General features: G+C 59.6%; 19 protein-coding genes. 8 read left to right on the plus strand and 11 right to left on the minus strand.

Going from position 1 to position 15,649, the window contains the following annotated elements; translation table 11 throughout:
* Positions 1–30 precede the first annotated feature (30 nt).
* Both BT199_RS06680 and tldD read left to right on the plus strand, forming a co-directional pair.
* Positions 31–879: a carbon-nitrogen hydrolase family protein gene (locus tag BT199_RS06680; RefSeq protein WP_072434183.1), complete on the plus strand. Its 849-nt coding sequence runs from the start codon at positions 31–33 to the stop codon at positions 877–879.
* Positions 880–895: 16 nt separating this feature from the next.
* Complete coding sequence (tldD, locus tag BT199_RS06685; RefSeq protein WP_003188566.1) at positions 896–2,338, plus strand: metalloprotease TldD; 1,443 nt, start codon at positions 896–898, stop codon at positions 2,336–2,338.
* A gap of 45 nt (positions 2,339–2,383) precedes the next feature.
* On the opposite strand, the gene yjgA is transcribed toward tldD, so the two are convergent.
* A complete protein-coding gene (yjgA, locus tag BT199_RS06690; protein ID WP_003188568.1) occupies positions 2,384–2,905 on the minus strand; it encodes a ribosome biogenesis factor YjgA in 522 nt (173 codons plus the stop codon).
* A gap of 108 nt (positions 2,906–3,013) precedes the next feature.
* Between yjgA and pmbA the strand changes: the two genes are divergently transcribed.
* The 6 genes from pmbA (at position 3,014) to BT199_RS06720 (ending at position 8,267) form a co-directional block, all read left to right on the plus strand.
* Positions 3,014–4,360 (plus strand): metalloprotease PmbA, encoded by a 1,347-nt coding sequence (pmbA, locus tag BT199_RS06695; RefSeq protein ID WP_014716925.1) that lies wholly within the window; start codon positions 3,014–3,016, stop codon positions 4,358–4,360.
* Positions 4,361–4,507: 147 nt separating this feature from the next.
* Positions 4,508–4,903: a hypothetical protein gene (locus tag BT199_RS06700; protein ID WP_003188570.1), complete on the plus strand. Its 396-nt coding sequence runs from the start codon at positions 4,508–4,510 to the stop codon at positions 4,901–4,903.
* Positions 4,896–6,272, plus strand: a complete 1,377-nt coding sequence (locus BT199_RS06705; RefSeq protein ID WP_020301266.1) for a class II fumarate hydratase — start codon at positions 4,896–4,898, stop codon at positions 6,270–6,272. The genes BT199_RS06700 and BT199_RS06705 overlap by 8 nt, the downstream gene beginning before the upstream one ends.
* Positions 6,273–6,299: 27 nt before the next feature.
* Entirely contained in the window at positions 6,300–6,728 is a 429-nt protein-coding gene (locus BT199_RS06710; protein WP_014716928.1) for a hypothetical protein, read from the plus strand.
* A 1-nt stretch (position 6,729) separates the two neighbouring features.
* Positions 6,730–7,341, plus strand: a complete 612-nt coding sequence (locus tag BT199_RS06715) for a superoxide dismutase (RefSeq protein WP_014716929.1) — start codon at positions 6,730–6,732, stop codon at positions 7,339–7,341.
* Between the two features lie 32 nt (positions 7,342–7,373).
* The gene (locus BT199_RS06720; RefSeq protein WP_014716930.1) at positions 7,374–8,267 is read left to right on the plus strand and encodes a ZIP family metal transporter; all 894 of its coding nucleotides are present in this window, start codon (positions 7,374–7,376) and stop codon (positions 8,265–8,267) included.
* 113 nt (positions 8,268–8,380) lie between these two features.
* Here the strand turns inward: BT199_RS06720 and BT199_RS06725 are convergent, their stop codons facing one another.
* The 10 genes from BT199_RS06725 to BT199_RS06770 form a co-directional block, all read right to left on the minus strand.
* Complete coding sequence (locus BT199_RS06725; RefSeq protein ID WP_014716931.1) at positions 8,381–8,653, minus strand: HPr family phosphocarrier protein; 273 nt, start codon at positions 8,651–8,653, stop codon at positions 8,381–8,383.
* Positions 8,654–8,669: 16 nt separating this feature from the next.
* Positions 8,670–9,527 carry an RNase adapter RapZ gene (gene rapZ, locus BT199_RS06730; protein WP_019816957.1) on the minus strand — a complete coding sequence of 286 codons (858 nt, stop codon included), beginning with the start codon at positions 9,525–9,527 and terminating at the stop codon, positions 8,670–8,672.
* A gap of 2 nt (positions 9,528–9,529) precedes the next feature.
* The gene (ptsN, locus tag BT199_RS06735; protein ID WP_014716933.1) at positions 9,530–9,994 is read right to left on the minus strand and encodes a PTS IIA-like nitrogen regulatory protein PtsN; all 465 of its coding nucleotides are present in this window, start codon (positions 9,992–9,994) and stop codon (positions 9,530–9,532) included.
* A gap of 10 nt (positions 9,995–10,004) precedes the next feature.
* Positions 10,005–10,310, minus strand: a complete 306-nt coding sequence (hpf, locus tag BT199_RS06740; RefSeq protein ID WP_003171804.1) for a ribosome hibernation-promoting factor, HPF/YfiA family — start codon at positions 10,308–10,310, stop codon at positions 10,005–10,007.
* 75 nt (positions 10,311–10,385) lie between these two features.
* Entirely contained in the window at positions 10,386–11,879 is a 1,494-nt protein-coding gene (locus BT199_RS06745; RefSeq protein WP_014716935.1) for an RNA polymerase factor sigma-54, read from the minus strand.
* Between the two features lie 184 nt (positions 11,880–12,063).
* Complete coding sequence (gene lptB / locus BT199_RS06750) at positions 12,064–12,789, minus strand: LPS export ABC transporter ATP-binding protein (protein ID WP_003188582.1); 726 nt, start codon at positions 12,787–12,789, stop codon at positions 12,064–12,066.
* Positions 12,789–13,322 carry a lipopolysaccharide transport periplasmic protein LptA gene (gene lptA, locus BT199_RS06755; RefSeq protein WP_020301264.1) on the minus strand — a complete coding sequence of 178 codons (534 nt, stop codon included), beginning with the start codon at positions 13,320–13,322 and terminating at the stop codon, positions 12,789–12,791. Before lptA ends, lptB begins: the two co-directional genes overlap by 1 nt.
* Positions 13,309–13,881, minus strand: coding sequence for an LPS export ABC transporter periplasmic protein LptC (lptC, locus tag BT199_RS06760; RefSeq protein WP_014716937.1), 573 nt, complete (start codon positions 13,879–13,881; stop codon positions 13,309–13,311). Before lptC ends, lptA begins: the two co-directional genes overlap by 14 nt.
* An 8-nt stretch (positions 13,882–13,889) precedes the next feature.
* Complete coding sequence (locus tag BT199_RS06765) at positions 13,890–14,414, minus strand: KdsC family phosphatase (protein ID WP_003188588.1); 525 nt, start codon at positions 14,412–14,414, stop codon at positions 13,890–13,892.
* Positions 14,415–15,389, minus strand: a complete 975-nt coding sequence (locus tag BT199_RS06770) for a KpsF/GutQ family sugar-phosphate isomerase (protein ID WP_014716939.1) — start codon at positions 15,387–15,389, stop codon at positions 14,415–14,417.
* Between the last annotated feature and the right edge of the window lie 260 nt (positions 15,390–15,649).

Here is a 15,649-nt window from a genome sequence, read left to right on the forward strand (position 1 = left end):
GGCCCCATGCCCTGTATGGAGTGTCGGCCCATGTCCTTTGCGGTAATTCAAATGGTCAGCCAGAGTGACGTGCTGGCCAACCTCGCCCAGGCGCGTCGCCTGCTGGAGCAGGCGGCGGCCGATGGCGCGAAACTCGCGGTGCTGCCAGAGAATTTCGCCGCCATGGGGCGCCGCGATGTGGCCGACATTGGCCGCGCCGAGGCGTTGGGGCAAGGCCCTGTGCTGCCCTGGTTGAAACAGGCCGCCCGCGACCTCACCTTATGGATAGTGGCCGGCACCTTGCCGCTGCCACCCAAGGACCAGCCCCACGCCAAACCCAATGCTTGCTCGCTGCTGATCAACGATCAGGGTGAAATCGTCGCTCGCTACGACAAACTCCACCTGTTTGATGTGGACGTAGCGGATGCTCGCGGTCGTTATCGCGAATCTGACGACTATGCTTTCGGTAACCAGGTGGTGGTGGCGGATACGCCGGTGGGCCGTGTGGGGTTAACGGTGTGCTACGACCTGCGGTTCCCCGAGCTGTACAGCGAGTTACGTGCGGCGGGGGCTGAACTGATTACCGCGCCCTCGGCCTTCACGGCAGTGACCGGGGCTGCGCATTGGGATGTGCTGATTCGCGCACGTGCCATCGAAACCCAGTGCTACCTGCTGGCAGCTGCCCAGGGCGGTGTGCACCCAGGCCCACGGGAAACCTTTGGCCACGCGGCGATTGTCGACCCTTGGGGCCGAGTGCTGGCGCAACAGGATCAAGGCGAGGCGGTGTTACTGGCCGAACGCGATAGCAGTGAACAGGCGTCGATACGGGCGCGCATGCCGGTGGCCAATCACCGGCGCTTTTTCTCGCAGGGCGCGCGGCGGCCTGCTTCAGAACGATGAATTTAAGGCCAAACCTATGAGCGAGTTGTTGTCCTCAGTCAGTGATCACCTCCTGGCACCCGGTGGCGTGACCATCGAAAGCCTGCAAACCGTGCTCGGCGATCTGGCCGGGCCGGGTATCGATGCGGCTGACCTGTATTTCCAGGGGCAGATTTCCGAGTCCTGGGCGCTGGAAGATGGGATCGTCAAGGAAGGCAGTTTCAACCTTGACCAGGGCGTAGGCGTTCGCGCGCAATCGGGTGAGAAAACCGGCTTTGCCTACAGCAATGCGATCACCCTGGAGGCCCTAGGCCTGGCGGCGCGTGCCGCCCGTTCGATTTCCCGTGCCGGGCAGAATGGCACGGTGCAGGCGTTCAGTACCCAGGACGTGGCGCAGTTGTATGCGCCGGATAACCCCTTGGAAGTGATCAGCCGTGCGGAAAAGGTCGAGCTGCTCAAGCGAATCGACGCAGCCACCCGCGCCTTGGACCCGCGTATCCAGCAAGTGACCGTGAGCATGGCGGGCGTGTGGGAGCGCATCCTCGTGGCGTCCACAGACGGTGGGCTGGCGGCGGATGTACGGCCGCTGGTGCGTTTCAATGTGAGTGTGATCGTCGAACAGAACGGGCGCCGCGAGCGCGGTGGGCATGGCGGCGGCGGGCGCACCGACTACCGTTATTTCCTCGCTGACGACCGTGCCATGGGCTATGCCCGTGAGGCGCTGCGCCAGGCATTGGTCAACCTGGAAGCGATTCCGGCACCCGCCGGCACCTTGCCGGTGGTGCTGGGCTCGGGTTGGTCTGGCGTGTTGCTCCACGAAGCCGTGGGCCATGGCCTGGAAGGCGATTTCAACCGCAAGGGCAGTTCCGCCTACAGTGGGCGCATGGGCGAAATGGTTGCGTCCAAGCTGTGCACCATTGTCGATGACGGCACCCTGGCCGGCCGCCGTGGTTCGCTGAGTGTCGATGACGAAGGCACGCCGACCGAATGCACCACCCTGATCGAAAACGGCGTGCTCAAGGGCTACATGCAAGACAAGCTCAACGCGCGCCTGATGGGCGTGGCGCGCACCGGTAATGGTCGTCGTGAATCCTATGCGCATCTACCAATGCCGCGCATGACCAACACCTACATGCTCGGTGGCCAAAGCGATCCGGCAGAAATCATTGCCTCGGTAAAACGCGGTATCTACTGCGCCAACCTCGGCGGCGGCCAGGTGGACATCACCAGCGGCAAGTTCGTGTTCTCCACCAGCGAGGCGTACCTGATCGAAGACGGCAAGATTACCGCGCCGGTCAAAGGGGCGACGCTGATTGGTAACGGCCCGGAAGCCATGAGCAAGGTGTCGATGGTCGGTAACGACCTGTCGCTGGACAGCGGGGTGGGCACGTGCGGCAAGGATGGGCAGTCGGTGCCGGTAGGTGTCGGCCAGCCAACCTTGAAAATCGATGCGATCACCGTGGGTGGTACGGGATCGTAGGAACGCAAGCTTCGGGTGGCGAAGACCGCCACCCGGGGAAGAGGATCAGCGCAGGCCGCGTTGAGTCTCGTCCAGCTCACGGATGTATTTGAAGATTTTACGGCTGGTGGCCGGCGCCTTGTTATGCGCCAGCTCGTGCTGGGCCTGACGGATCAGGGAGCGCAATTGCTGGCGGTCCGCGTCCGGGTAGTCCAGTACGAATTTCTCCAGCACCGCGTCATCGCCCGAGATCAGGCGGTCACGCCAACGTTCCAGGTTGTGGAAGCGTTCGTTGTACTGGCGAGTGGAGGCATCGGTTTGATCGAGCAAAGTCAGAATGGCGTCAATGTCTTGGTCGCGCATCAGTTTGCCGATAAACGAGATGTGCCGTTTACGCGCGATATTCGCGGTGTGCTTGGGCGCATCCGCCAGGGCCCGACGCATTTCGTCGGTCAGTGGCAGTTTGGCGACCAAATCCTTTTTGAGCGTTGTAAGGCGCTCGCCAAGGTCAACCAGAGCATGCAGCTCACGTTTGACCTGGGTTTTGCTTTTCTCCCCATCGAGGGAGTCGTCGTAAGAATCAACCATGGTGGCAGTCCGCAAAGAAACGCCGCCATGATAACCAGTCGGGGGCCGCTTGTCCGGCCCGGTCGCTCGATGGCCATTACCGAAAGCAGAATTTGAGTGGAGAAAACCATGAGTGCAGCCCAAAGCGTCGGTCCACAAGCGTTACCGGCACTGCAGGAACAAGTCGAGCAGATCCTTGCCGAGGCCAAGCGCCAGGGGGCCAGCGCCTGTGAAGTGGCGGTGTCGCTGGAGCAAGGGTTGTCGACTTCGGTGCGCCAGCGGGAAGTGGAAACGGTTGAATTCAATCGCGACCAAGGGTTTGGCATTACCTTGTATGCGGGCCAGCGAAAAGGCTCGGCCAGCACTTCCGCCAGTGGCCCTGAGGCGATTCGCGAGACCGTCGCCGCAGCGCTGGCGATTGCCAAGCACACCTCCGAGGATGAAAGCTCGGGCCTGGCCGACAAGGCGTTGATGGCCAAGGATGTGCAGGATTTTGACCTGTTCCACGCCTGGGATATCACGCCTGAGCAAGCCATCGAGCTGGCGCTGACCTGCGAAGCGGCAGCCTTCGATGCCGATGCCCGCATCAAGAATGCGGACGGCACCACCTTGAGCACCCATCAGGGCTGCCGCGTCTACGGCAACAGCCATGGCTTTATCGGTGGCTATGCGTCCACGCGTCACAGCCTCAGTTGCGTGATGATCGCCGAAGCCAACGGGCAGATGCAGCGTGATTACTGGTATGACGTAAACCGCCAAGGCGATTTACTGGCAGACCCTGCAAGCATTGGCCTGCGTGCGGCGCAACGGGCTGCGAGCCGCCTGGGCGCGCGCCCGGTGCCGACCTGCGAAGTGCCTGTGCTGTTTTCCGCAGAGCTGGCCGGTGGTTTATTCGGCAGCTTTCTCGGCGCGATTTCCGGTGGCAACCTGTATCGCAAGTCTTCGTTCCTGGAAGGCGCCATCGGCCAGAAGCTGTTCCCTGAGTGGCTGACCATCGACGAGCGCCCGCATCTGATGCGCGCGATGGGCAGTTCGTCGTTCGACGGCGATGGCCTGGCGACTTATGCCAAGCCGTTTGTCGAGCAAGGTGAGCTGGTGTCCTATGTGCTGGGCACTTATGCCGGTCGCAAGCTGGGCCTGCCAAGCACCGCTAACGCAGGCGGCGTGCATAACCTGTTCGTGACGCACGGTGATGAAGACCAGGCGGCGTTGTTGCGGCGGATGGGGCGTGGGTTGCTGGTGACTGAATTGATGGGCCATGGCCTGAACATGGTCACCGGTGACTACTCGCGTGGTGCGGCGGGCTTCTGGGTGGAGAATGGCGAGATTCAGTTCGCCGTCCAGGAAGTGACCATCGCGGGCAATATGCGCGATATGTTCAAGCAGATCGTTGCCGTGGGTAACGACCTGGAACTGCGCAGCAATATCCGCACGGGTTCGGTGCTTATTGAACGCATGACGGTCGCTGGCAGCTAATCCCTCCCGCACGTTCTGAAAGGCGCGCCATCGCAAAGATGGCGCGCCTTTTTTATTGCGCCTCTTTTGACAGGATTAATGGGTCACTCTTGTTTTGATTCTCAATATCATTTAATAATAAATATCATTACCGAATGAGTGTGTCTCATGAGTTCTGTCTTGCATGAGGATCCCTATCTGGAAAGCTGGCGTTGGATGAGCCGCCAGATTCGCTGTGGCCTGGATCCCAATGAACCCCGCCTGATTGAGCATTACCTGAACGAAGGTCGGTACCTGGCGTGTTGCACCGCAACCCATCCGTGGACCATCGCTGAAACCTCATTTCGTTTGTTGATCGACACCGCCGCTGATGTCGCCTTGCCCTGGCATTGGCGCTCCCTGTGTCTGGACCAGGCCTGGCGACCACTGCGCGACCTGGAAAAACTCTCCCACTGTGCCTGCCGCCTCAAGCGCTGGCAGACCTTTGCCTGGCAATTGGCGAGCTGCGAATTACTGCCTTCGATTTCCGTTTCTGACTTGGTGCAAGGATCTAATGATGAGTAACACCCGTATCGAACGCGACAGCATGGGCGAACTGCATGTGCCGCAAGAAGCTTTGTATGGCGCACAAACACAGCGTGCGGTGAACAACTTTCCGATCAGTCATCAACCCATGCCGGCGCAATTCATCCGCGCGCTGATCCTGGCCAAGACAGCCGCGGCCAAGGTCAACGTCGACCTCAAGCAAATCAGCGAAGGGCAGGGCAAGGCTATTGTCGATGCTGCCCAAGGATTGCTGGAAGGCGACTACATGCAGCACTTCCCGGTGGATATCTTCCAGACCGGCTCCGGCACCAGCTCCAACATGAACGCCAATGAAGTGATCGCGACCCTTGCCAGCCGTTTGCTGGGCGAGGCGGTCAACCCCAACGATCATGTGAATTGCGGCCAGAGCAGCAACGACATCATCCCCACCACCATCCACGTCAGTGCCGCGTTGGTGCTGCACGAGCAAACGTTGCCGGCCCTGCTGCATCTGGTGCAAGTCATCGAGCAAAAAGCCGAGGCGGTTCACCCGTTCATCAAGACCGGCCGCACGCATTTGATGGACGCCATGCCGGTGCGCATGAGTCAGGTGCTGAACGGCTGGGCGCAGCAGCTCAAGGCCAATATCGGCCACTTGCAGGACCTGCTTCCGGCGCTGCAAGCATTGGCTCAGGGCGGCACGGCGGTCGGTACCGGGATCAATGCGCACCCCGAGTTTGCCGGGCGTTTCAGCCAGCAACTGAGCCTGTTGACCGGAGTGAAGTTCACACCCGGCAAGAACCTGTTTGCGCTGATTGGCTCCCAGGACACCGCCGTTGCGGTCTCTGGTCAGTTGAAAGCCACGGCGGTGTCGCTGATGAAGATCGCCAATGACCTGCGCTGGATGAACTCCGGGCCATTGGCCGGCCTGGGTGAAATCGAACTGGAGGCGCTGCAGCCGGGCTCGTCGATCATGCCGGGCAAGGTCAACCCGGTCATCCCGGAAGCGACCGCCATGGTGGCCGCCCAGGTCATCGGCAATGACACAGTGATCACGGTGGCCGGCCAGTCGGGCAATTTCGAGCTGAATGTGATGCTGCCGATCATTGCCCAAAACCTGCTCAGCAGCCTGGAGTTGCTGGCCAATGCCAGCCGGTTGCTGGCGGACAAGGCCATTGCCAGCTTCAAGGTCAACGAACCCAAGCTCAAGGAAGCGCTGTCACGCAATCCGATCCTGGTCACCGCACTTAACCCGATCATCGGCTACCAGAAAGCCGCTGAAATCGCCAAGAAGGCGTATCAGCAAGGCCGCCCGGTGATCGATGTCGCCCTCGAACACACCGACCTGCCGCGCAGCCAACTGGAAGTCCTGCTGGACCCGGAAAAGCTCACCGCTGGCGGCGTGTAATCAACGACCCTGCTCTGGAGGCTCACCATGGAGCACTGGAAACGCACGATCGAACGGGCCAATCGCTGCTTTATGGCAGGCGAGTTGGTTGACGCTCGCGAGGCCTATCTGCAAGCCCTGGCCCTGGCCCAAGTGTTGTTCGAACGCTGGGCGGATGCTGACGAAGCAGTGGCGGCTTGCGTCATTTCCCATCACAACCTGGCGGACCTGCACTTGCGCCTGAACCAGCCTGAGGAAAGCGCGGAATACCTCTGCGCTATCCATCAGCGCCTCTTACAGACCATGCAGAACCCGCGACTCAGCCCGTCACTGCGCGAGGCCGCGCTGCGCCAAAGCAGCAAGACCTACGTCGAGCTGCTGAATTTCATCAGCGATCACGGCGAATACCCACGCACTCATCGGCTGCTGGGCAGTGCTGCGACGCCAACGTCCACGTCCCACTATGGAGCACATTGATATGACCTATACCTTGCCGGCCTTGCCTTACGCCTACGACGCCCTCGAGCCGCATATCGACGCGCAAACCATGGAAATTCACTACACCAAGCACCACCAGACCTACATCAATAACCTCAATGCTGCGGTCGAGGGGACTGAGTTCGCCGGCTGGCCGGTGGAGAAGCTGGTGTCCAGCGTCCAAACATTGCCGGAGAAATTACGCGCTGCTGTGGTCAACCAAGGAGGCGGGCATGCGAACCACTCGTTGTTCTGGGCAGTCATGTCACCGACAGGGGGCGGCAAACCCGAGGGCGCGCTGGGCAAGGCTATCGACGAGCAATTGGGTGGTTTCGACAGCTTCAAGGAGGCGTTCACCAAGGCGGCCTTGACGCGATTCGGCAGCGGTTGGGCCTGGCTGAGCGTTACGCCACAAAAAACGCTGGTGGTGGAAAGCAGCGGCAACCAGGACAGCCCGCTGATGAGCGGCAATACGCCGGTGCTGGGCCTGGACGTCTGGGAGCACGCTTACTACCTGCAATATCAAAACCGACGACCGGAGTACATCAATGCATTCTATAGCGTCATCAACTGGCCGGAGGTTGCCGCGCGCTATCAGGCCGCTTTGGCCTGACATTCACTACATAACAAGATCTAAGGCCGACTATGGGCACTCAAACACTGGCGATCGGTAGCGTGCGAATGTTTCGTTATGCGTTTGGCACGCTGCTGCTATTGGCAGGTACTGCGTTATTGGTGGCCCATGGGCTGGCCTGGTTGAACCTGGAACCGCGCATACTGCGTGCTTTGCAGGGTGGGGCGATCTGCGCGCTTGGCACGGCGCTGGGCGCGGTGCCGGTGTTGGTGATTCGGCGCATGCCGATGGCGCTTAGCGACACCCTGCTGGGCTTTGGTGCCGGTGTGATGCTGGCGGCGACTGCGTTTTCTCTGGTGGTACCGGGCATCGCCGCCGCCGAAAGCCTGGGACTGTCACCTTGGGGCGCCAGTGGCTTGATCAGCTTCGGCATCATGCTCGGGGCGTTCGGCCTGTACCTCGTAGACCGCAAGGTTTCTGGCGCCAGCCCGGAAATGCTGGTGGGTACACCGGATAAACCGGTTATCCCGCCGCGTATTTGGTTGTTCGTGTTTGCCATCATTGCGCACAACATTCCGGAAGGCATGGCTGTGGGGGTTTCTGCGGGCGGAGGCATGGCGGATGCCGACAGCCTCGCCATGGGCATTGCCCTGCAGGATGTGCCTGAAGGGCTGGTGATTGCGCTGGTATTGGCTGGGGCGGGAATGTCGCGGATCAAAGCCTTTTTGATTGGCGCTGCATCAGGCTTGGTTGAGCCGGTATTTGCGGTGCTCTGTGCATGGCTGGTGAGCCTTGCCGAAGTGTTGTTGCCGCTGGGTTTGGCGTTGGCCGCCGGGGCAATGTTGCTGGTCGTGACTCATGAAGTCATCCCCGAGTCGCGCCGCAATGGCCATGAAAATCTCGCCAGCCTTGGGCTGTGCCTCGGGTTTTGCCTGATGATGGTGATGGATACGGCGTTAGGCTGAGGGTGGTTCCCTGTAGGAGGGAGCCTGCTCGCAAAAAAAACTGAGAGCACTGCGTTAACCAGGATGCCCGCGTTATCGTTGACGTTTTTCGCGAGCAAGCTCCTACAGTAGGGTTATTCGCCTTCGTCGAAGTAGTTGTTGATCAACGCGACCAGTGCGGCCATTGCTTCGTCTTCTTGCTCGCCTTCGGTGCGCAGATGGATTTTGGTGCCTTTGCCGGCCGCCAACATCATCATCGCCATGATGCTTTTGCCATCGACCATGGACTCTGGCGTACGCCCAGCACGGATCTGGCAGGGGAACTGCCCGGCCACGCCGACGAATTTAGCCGACGCCCGGGCGTGCAAGCCCAGCTTGTTGATGATTTCAATTTCCAGAGCAGGCATCGCGCAGGTGTTCCTTTCAACTCAGGTCGCGGTGGCGAACCTGGACGTTCTTGAGGGTTTGTTGCAGCACCTGGCCCAGCCGTTCAGTCAAATAGACCGAGCGGTGGTGGCCGCCGGTGCAGCCAATGGCAATGGTGACATAGGCTCGATTGCTGGCGGCAAAGCGCGGCAACCATTTGAGCAGGTAGCTGGAGATGTCCTGGAACATCTCTTCCACATCCGGTTGTGCGGCCAGGTAGTCGATCACAGGCTGATCCAGCCCGGACTGATCGCGCAACTCCGGCTTCCAGTAAGGGTTGGGCAGGCAGCGCACATCGAACACTAGGTCGGCATCTACCGGCATGCCGCGCTTGAAGCCAAATGACTCGACCAGAAACGCCGTCCCCGGCTCAGGCTGGTTCAGCAGGCGCAGCTTGATCGCGTCGCGCAACTGATACAGGTTCAGATTGGTGGTGTTGATCTTCAGGTCGGCCAGGTCAATGATCGGCCCGAGCAGCTTGGTCTCGTCCTCGATGGCTTCGGCCAGGGAGCGGTTGGCGCTGCTGAGGGGGTGGCGTCGACGGGTTTCGGAGAACCGCTTGAGCAAGGTCTCTTCGTCGGCATCCAGGTACAGCACATCGCAATGAATGTGCTTGGCACGCACTTCTTCCAACAGTTCCGGGAACCGCGAGAGGTGGCTAGGCAGGTTGCGCGCATCAATCGAGACCGCCACCAGCGGCTGCGCCAATTCGGTATGGATCAGTGCGCGTTCCGCCAACTCTGGCAGCAGGCCGGCGGGCAGGTTGTCGATGCAATAGAAGCCGTTGTCCTCAAGCACATTGAGGGCGGTGCTCTTACCCGAGCCGGAGCGACCGCTGACGATGATCAAACGCATGATTACTGCCCGTTTTGTTCATCCAGGACAACTTGGTACAACGCTTCATTGCTGGAGGCGCTGCGCAGTTTGTCGCGTACATCCTTGCGGTCCAGCATGCTGGCGATCTGCCGGAGCAGTTCCAGGTGCGCATCGGTGGCGGCTTCCGGGACCAGCAGCACGAAGAGCAGGTCGACCGGGGCGCCGTCGATGGCGTCGAAATCAATGGGGTGATCCAAGTGCAGCAAGGCGCTCACAGGTGTTTCACAGCCTTTGAGGCGGCAGTGCGGAATGGCGATGCCGTTGCCAAAACCGGTGGAACCGAGTTTTTCACGGGCAATCAACGCTTCGAAGACATCTTGCATCTCCAGATCCGGCACTTCGCGTGCGATCAGGTTGGCAATTTGTTCGAGGGCTTTTTTCTTGCTGCCGCCCGGCACGTTCACGAGGGAACGGCCGGGGGTCAGGATGGTTTCAAGTCGGATCATGGGGGGAGAGTTAACGACCTGTACCTTGCATCAGGTGCAGATTCTTTTCCTTATGCTTTATGAGTTGGCGGTCGAGCTTGTCGTAGAGGGAGTCAATGGCCGCGTACATATCTTCATGTTCCGCATTGGCGACGAGCTTGGCATTCGGTACGTGCAGGGTGGCCTCGATTTTCTGCTTGAGCTTATCGACCTCCATGATGACCTGCACGTTGGTGATCTTGTCAAAATGCCCCGCAAGCTTGTTCAGTTTGCTCTCGGTGTATTCACGCAGGGGCTTGGTGACTTCCAGCTGGTGTCCACTGATGTTGACTTGCATACAGCTTCTCCTTCGTTGCCAGTGCATAAAGCGGTGGGCAGGAATACCCACCACTGGAACGCTGTGGCCCGCCCGTCACATCAAACGCTTACGCTCGCTGGAAGGCGCGATCCCTAGGGACTCGCGGTACTTGGCGACGGTTCGACGGGCGACCTGAATGCCTTGTGCCTCCAGTAAACCAGCGATCTTGCTGTCACTCAACGGCTTTTTCTGATTTTCAGCGGCAACCAGTTTTTTGATGATCGCGCGGATCGCCGTGGACGAGCATTCACCGCCTTCAGAGGTGCTGACGTGGCTGGAGAAAAAGTATTTCAACTCATAAATACCCCGTGGGGTATGCATGAATTTCTGCGTGGTAACCCGGGAAATCGTCGATTCATGCATGCCGACGGCTTCGGCGATGTCGTGCAGCACGAGAGGCTTCATGGCCTCGTCGCCGTACTCCAGGAAACCGCGCTGGTGTTCGACGATCTGGGTTGCGACTTTCATCAGGGTTTCGTTGCGGCTTTGCAGGCTCTTGATGAACCACCGCGCTTCCTGCAACTGGTTGCGCATGAAGGTGTTATCGGCGCTGGTATCAGCGCGGCGCACAAAACCTGCGTATTGCGGGTTGACCCGCAGGCGCGGTACCGACTCCTGGTTCAGCTCCACCAGCCAACGTTCGTTGTCCTTGCGCACGATGACGTCGGGCACTACGTATTCGGCTTCGCTGGATTCGATCTGCGAGCCTGGGCGCGGGTTGAGGCTTTGCACCAGCTCGATGACCTGGCGCAAGTCATCTTCCTTGAGCTTCATACGGCGCATCAGTTGGCTGTAGTCGCGACTGCCCAGCAGGTCGATGTAGTCACTGACCAGGCGTTGCGCTTCGGTGAGCCATGGGGTCTTGGCCGGCAATTGGCGCAGTTGCAGCAACAGGCACTCGCTGAGTGTGCGGGCACCAATGCCGGCGGGCTCGAATTGCTGGATGCGGTGCAGGACGGCTTCGATTTCGTCCAGTTCGATATCCAGTTCCGGGTCGAAGGCCTCAAGGATCTCCTCGAGGGTTTCGTCCAGGTAGCCCTGGTTGTTGATGCAGTCGATCAGGGTGACCGCGATCAGGCGATCGGTATCGGACATCGGCGCCAGGTTCAGTTGCCACAACAGGTGGCTCTGCAGGCTCTCGCCCACCGACGTACGGGTGGTGAAGTCCCACTCGTCATCATCGTTGCTCGGCAGGCTGCTGGCGCTGGTCTGGTAGACGTCTTCCCACGCGGTATCCACGGGAAGCTCGTTGGGAATGCGTTCGTTCCAGTCGCCTTCCTCCAGGTTGTCCACCGTCGGGGCGGTTTCCTGATAGGAGGGTTCCTGCACGTCGGGATTGGGTTTTTGCTCGATGTTGTCGGCCAGCGGGTCTGCATTATCGAAGTCGTCGCCTTCTTCCTGGCGTTCGAGCATCGGATTGGACTCCAGGGCCTCCTGGATTTCCTGTTGCAGGTCCAGGGTCGACAATTGGAGCAGGCGGATGGCCTGTTGCAGCTGCGGTGTCATCGTCAGCTGCTGGCCCATTCTCAGGACTAGCGATGGTTTCATGGCAGGGGCTTAACACCTTATTCGCCGGCGCAATGCGCCATCCACGACAGGGCGCGTGAGCGCCAAACATAAGCAAATTATATGCCTGATCTCGGGGCCTTTGCCTAGAGCGCGGTAACAATAAAAAAACCGAGGTTTCCATTGACTCCCGCGCGCTCCAGGGAAAAGCGCGATACCCCTGTGTTTACAGGCGGAACTCGTGACCCAGGTACACTTCCTTCACCAGCTCGTTAGCCAGGATAGTCTCGGCATCGCCTTCGGCAATCAGCTGACCATCGTTGACGATATACGCTGTTTCGCAGATATCGAGGGTTTCGCGCACGTTGTGGTCGGTGATCAGCACGCCAATGCCCTTGGCCTTGAGGTGATGGATGATCTGCTTGATGTCACCCACCGAAATCGGGTCGACACCGGCAAAGGGTTCATCCAGCAGGATGAATTTCGGCGCGGTCGCCAGGGCGCGGGCGATTTCCACGCGGCGGCGCTCACCACCGGACAGGCTCATGCCGAGGTTGTCGCGAATATGGTTGATGTGGAATTCCTGCAGCAGGCTTTCCAGCTCCTGGCGGCGGCCATCGCGATCGAGTTCCTTGCGGGTCTCGAGAATCGCCATGATGTTATCGGCTACCGACAGTTTGCGGAAGATCGACGCTTCCTGAGGAAGATAGCCGATACCTGCCCGTGCACGACCGTGCATGGGTTGATGGCTGACATCCAGGTCGTCGATCAATACACGACCCTGGTCTGCCTGGACCAGCCCGACGATCATATAGAAGCAAGTGGTTTTGCCGGCACCGTTGGGGCCGAGCAAACCGACGATCTGGCCGCTGTCGATCGACAGGCTGACGTCGCGTACCACCTGGCGGCTTTTATAGGCCTTGGCCAGATGCTGGGCTTTCAGGGTTGCCATTACTCGGCCTTCTTCTTCGGCTGGATAACCATGTCGATGCGCGGGCGCGGTGCAGTGACCTTGGAGCCGTTGGCGCGACCGGCGTTGGCGATCTGCTTGACGGTGTCATAGGTGATCTTTTCACCTTCGGTCGAGTTGCCGTCTGGGCTCAGTACCTTGGCCTGGTCGATCAACACGATACGATTCTGCTGGGCGTGATACTGGATAGTCTTGCCGTAGCCTTTCATCGGGCCGGTGTCGGTAGCGGACTGCTTCTGCTCGAAATAAGCCAGGTTGCCCACCGACGTCACCACGTCAATGTCGCCTGTCTGGGTGCGCGTCAGAGTCACCGTGTTGCCGGTGATCTTCATCGAGCCCTGGGTGATGATCACGCCGCCTGTATAGGTGGCAACACCTTTCTTGTCATCGAGCTGTGCATCGTCAGCCGAAATATGGATCGGTTGCTGGCTATCGTTCGGCAGAGCCCAGGCGCTCACGCTTCCCAGTGCTGCGCCCAGACCGAGCAAAATAGGGAGGGTTTTAACGAGCCTCATACTGTCCTCTTACGTTCGATAGCAGGTGTATCCTGCTTTCTTTCAAATACGCTTTCATTCCCTTGCCAGTCGATACACCGCCAGCGCCGTCGATTCTAACGTCTTGCTCGGTCTGCGCATATTGCTTCTGTGGGAATACGGTCATGCGACTGCTGGTAATGATGGTGTCGCGGTTCTGCGCGTCTGTACGTGCGACGCGAACCGAGTCGATCAGTTCAACTTCGGTGCCATCCGGGTTGACCTCGCCACGCTTGCTGGTGACGTGCCAGGGAAATTCGGTGCCGCGATACAGGTTCAGGTCCGGATTGGTCAGCAGGCTGACTTCGGAAGCCTTCAAGTGCTCGACCTTGTCCGATGTCATCTCATACTGCACCTTGCCGTCAGGCAGGTACTGAATGCTGTAGGCATTGGTGGCGTAATAGTCGATAAGACCTTCGTCAACCTGCGCAACAGGCTTGTCGAGGAAGCGCTCCGGGCTGATATTCCAGTAGCCCACCGCCAGGAGCAGCGCGGCGATGACCCCGAATAACAGGAAGTTGCGAATCTTTTTGCTCAGCATATAACGCTCTATAGGTAGGCGGCGTGGGCCGCTTCAAGGCTGCCCTGGGCACGCAGGATCAACTCGCAGAACTCGCGGGCGGCACCTTCGCCGCCACGGGCGGTGGTGATGCCATGGGCGTGTTCGCGGACAAACGCCGCGGCATTCGCGACGGCCATGCCCAGGCCCACCCGGCGAATCACCGGCAGGTCTGGCAGGTCGTCGCCCAGATAGGCGACCTGTTCATAGCTTAGGTTGAGTTGGCCAAGAAGCTCGTCCAGCACCACCAGTTTATCCTCGCGGCCCTGATACAGGTGAGGAATACCAAGGTTTTGTGCGCGGCGTTCCACAACCGGTGTTTTTCGACCGCTGATAATTGCGGTTTGCACGCCCGCTGCCATCAGCATTTTGATGCCTTGGCCATCGAGGGTGTTGAAGGTCTTGAATTCGCTGCCGTCTTCGAGGAAGTACAGGCGGCCATCCGTCAGCACGCCGTCAACGTCGAAAATCGCCAGTTTGATGTTTTTACCGCGTTGCATCAGGTCGCTGGTCATTTACATCACTCCTGCGCGCAGCAAGTCGCCTAGGTTTAGGGCCCCGATCGGCCGATCATCGTGGTCGACCACGATCAGTGCGCCTATCCGGTGGTCTTCCATGATTTTCAACGCTTCAGCCGCGAGCATTTCGGCGCGGGCGGTCTTGCCGTGAGGGGTCATCACGGCGTCGATGGTCGCGGTATGGATATCAATGGTGCGGTCAAGGGTACGACGCAGGTCGCCGTCGGTGAATATCCCGGCCAGCCGGCCATCGGTTTCGACGATGGCGGTCATGCCCAAGCCCTTGCGCGTCATTTCCATCAGCGCATCCCGAAGCAGAGTGCCGCGTGGAACGCTCGGCAGCTCGGCGCCGCGATGCATGACATTTTCCACTTTCAGCAGCAGGCGACGGCCCAGTGCGCCACCCGGATGTGAAAATGCGAAGTCCTCGGCCGTAAACCCGCGGGCCTCCAGCAATGCCACCGCCAGGGCATCGCCCATTACCAGCGCGGCGGTGGTGGAGGAGGTGGGCGCCAGATTCAGTGGGCAGGCTTCGTGGGTCACGTGCACGTTCAGGTTGACGTCGGCAGCCTTGGCCAACGTTGACTCAGGGTTACCTGTGAGGCTGATCATCTGGATGCCCAGGCGCTTGATCAGCGGCAACAGGGTCACGATTTCGTTGGTGGTGCCGGAGTTGGATAGCGCCAAAATCACGTCATCCTTGGTGATCATGCCCATGTCGCCGTGGCTGGCTTCGGCCGGGTGCACGAAAAACGCAGTGGTCCCCGTGCTTGCCAAGGTCGCCGCGATCTTGTTGCCAATGTGGCCGGACTTGCCCATGCCGACCACCACAACGCGGCCCTTGCTCGCCAGAATCATCTCGCAGGCGCGCACGAAATCCGCGTCGATATGGGCCAGCAAGCCTTCTACGGCTTCAAGCTCAAGGCGTATGGTGCGTTGTGCGGATTGAATAAGGTCGCTGGATTGGCTCATGTCTGAAATCGTATAGCCTGACGAAAAGTCGGCGATTATAGCGGTAATGATCGATTCCCTCACGCAAGTTCGTCAGGCTTTGTGCGCGGGATAACTGAAAAGCACCGTGGGCAACATAGCAAGCAACGTTTTTTCCCTGTCTCAAATCTGAACCAGCGCTGTTCCGGCCTTGGGCGCTCTGTACCAGCAGTGATATAGTTCGCCGCCAGTTCGGTCCGCCCAACCCATGTGCTCAACTATTGCGCATCTGTTGAAAACCA

The organism is Pseudomonas sp. NFR02 (assembly GCF_900119375.1).
Lineage (GTDB): Bacteria > Pseudomonadota > Gammaproteobacteria > Pseudomonadales > Pseudomonadaceae > Aquipseudomonas > Aquipseudomonas paracarnis.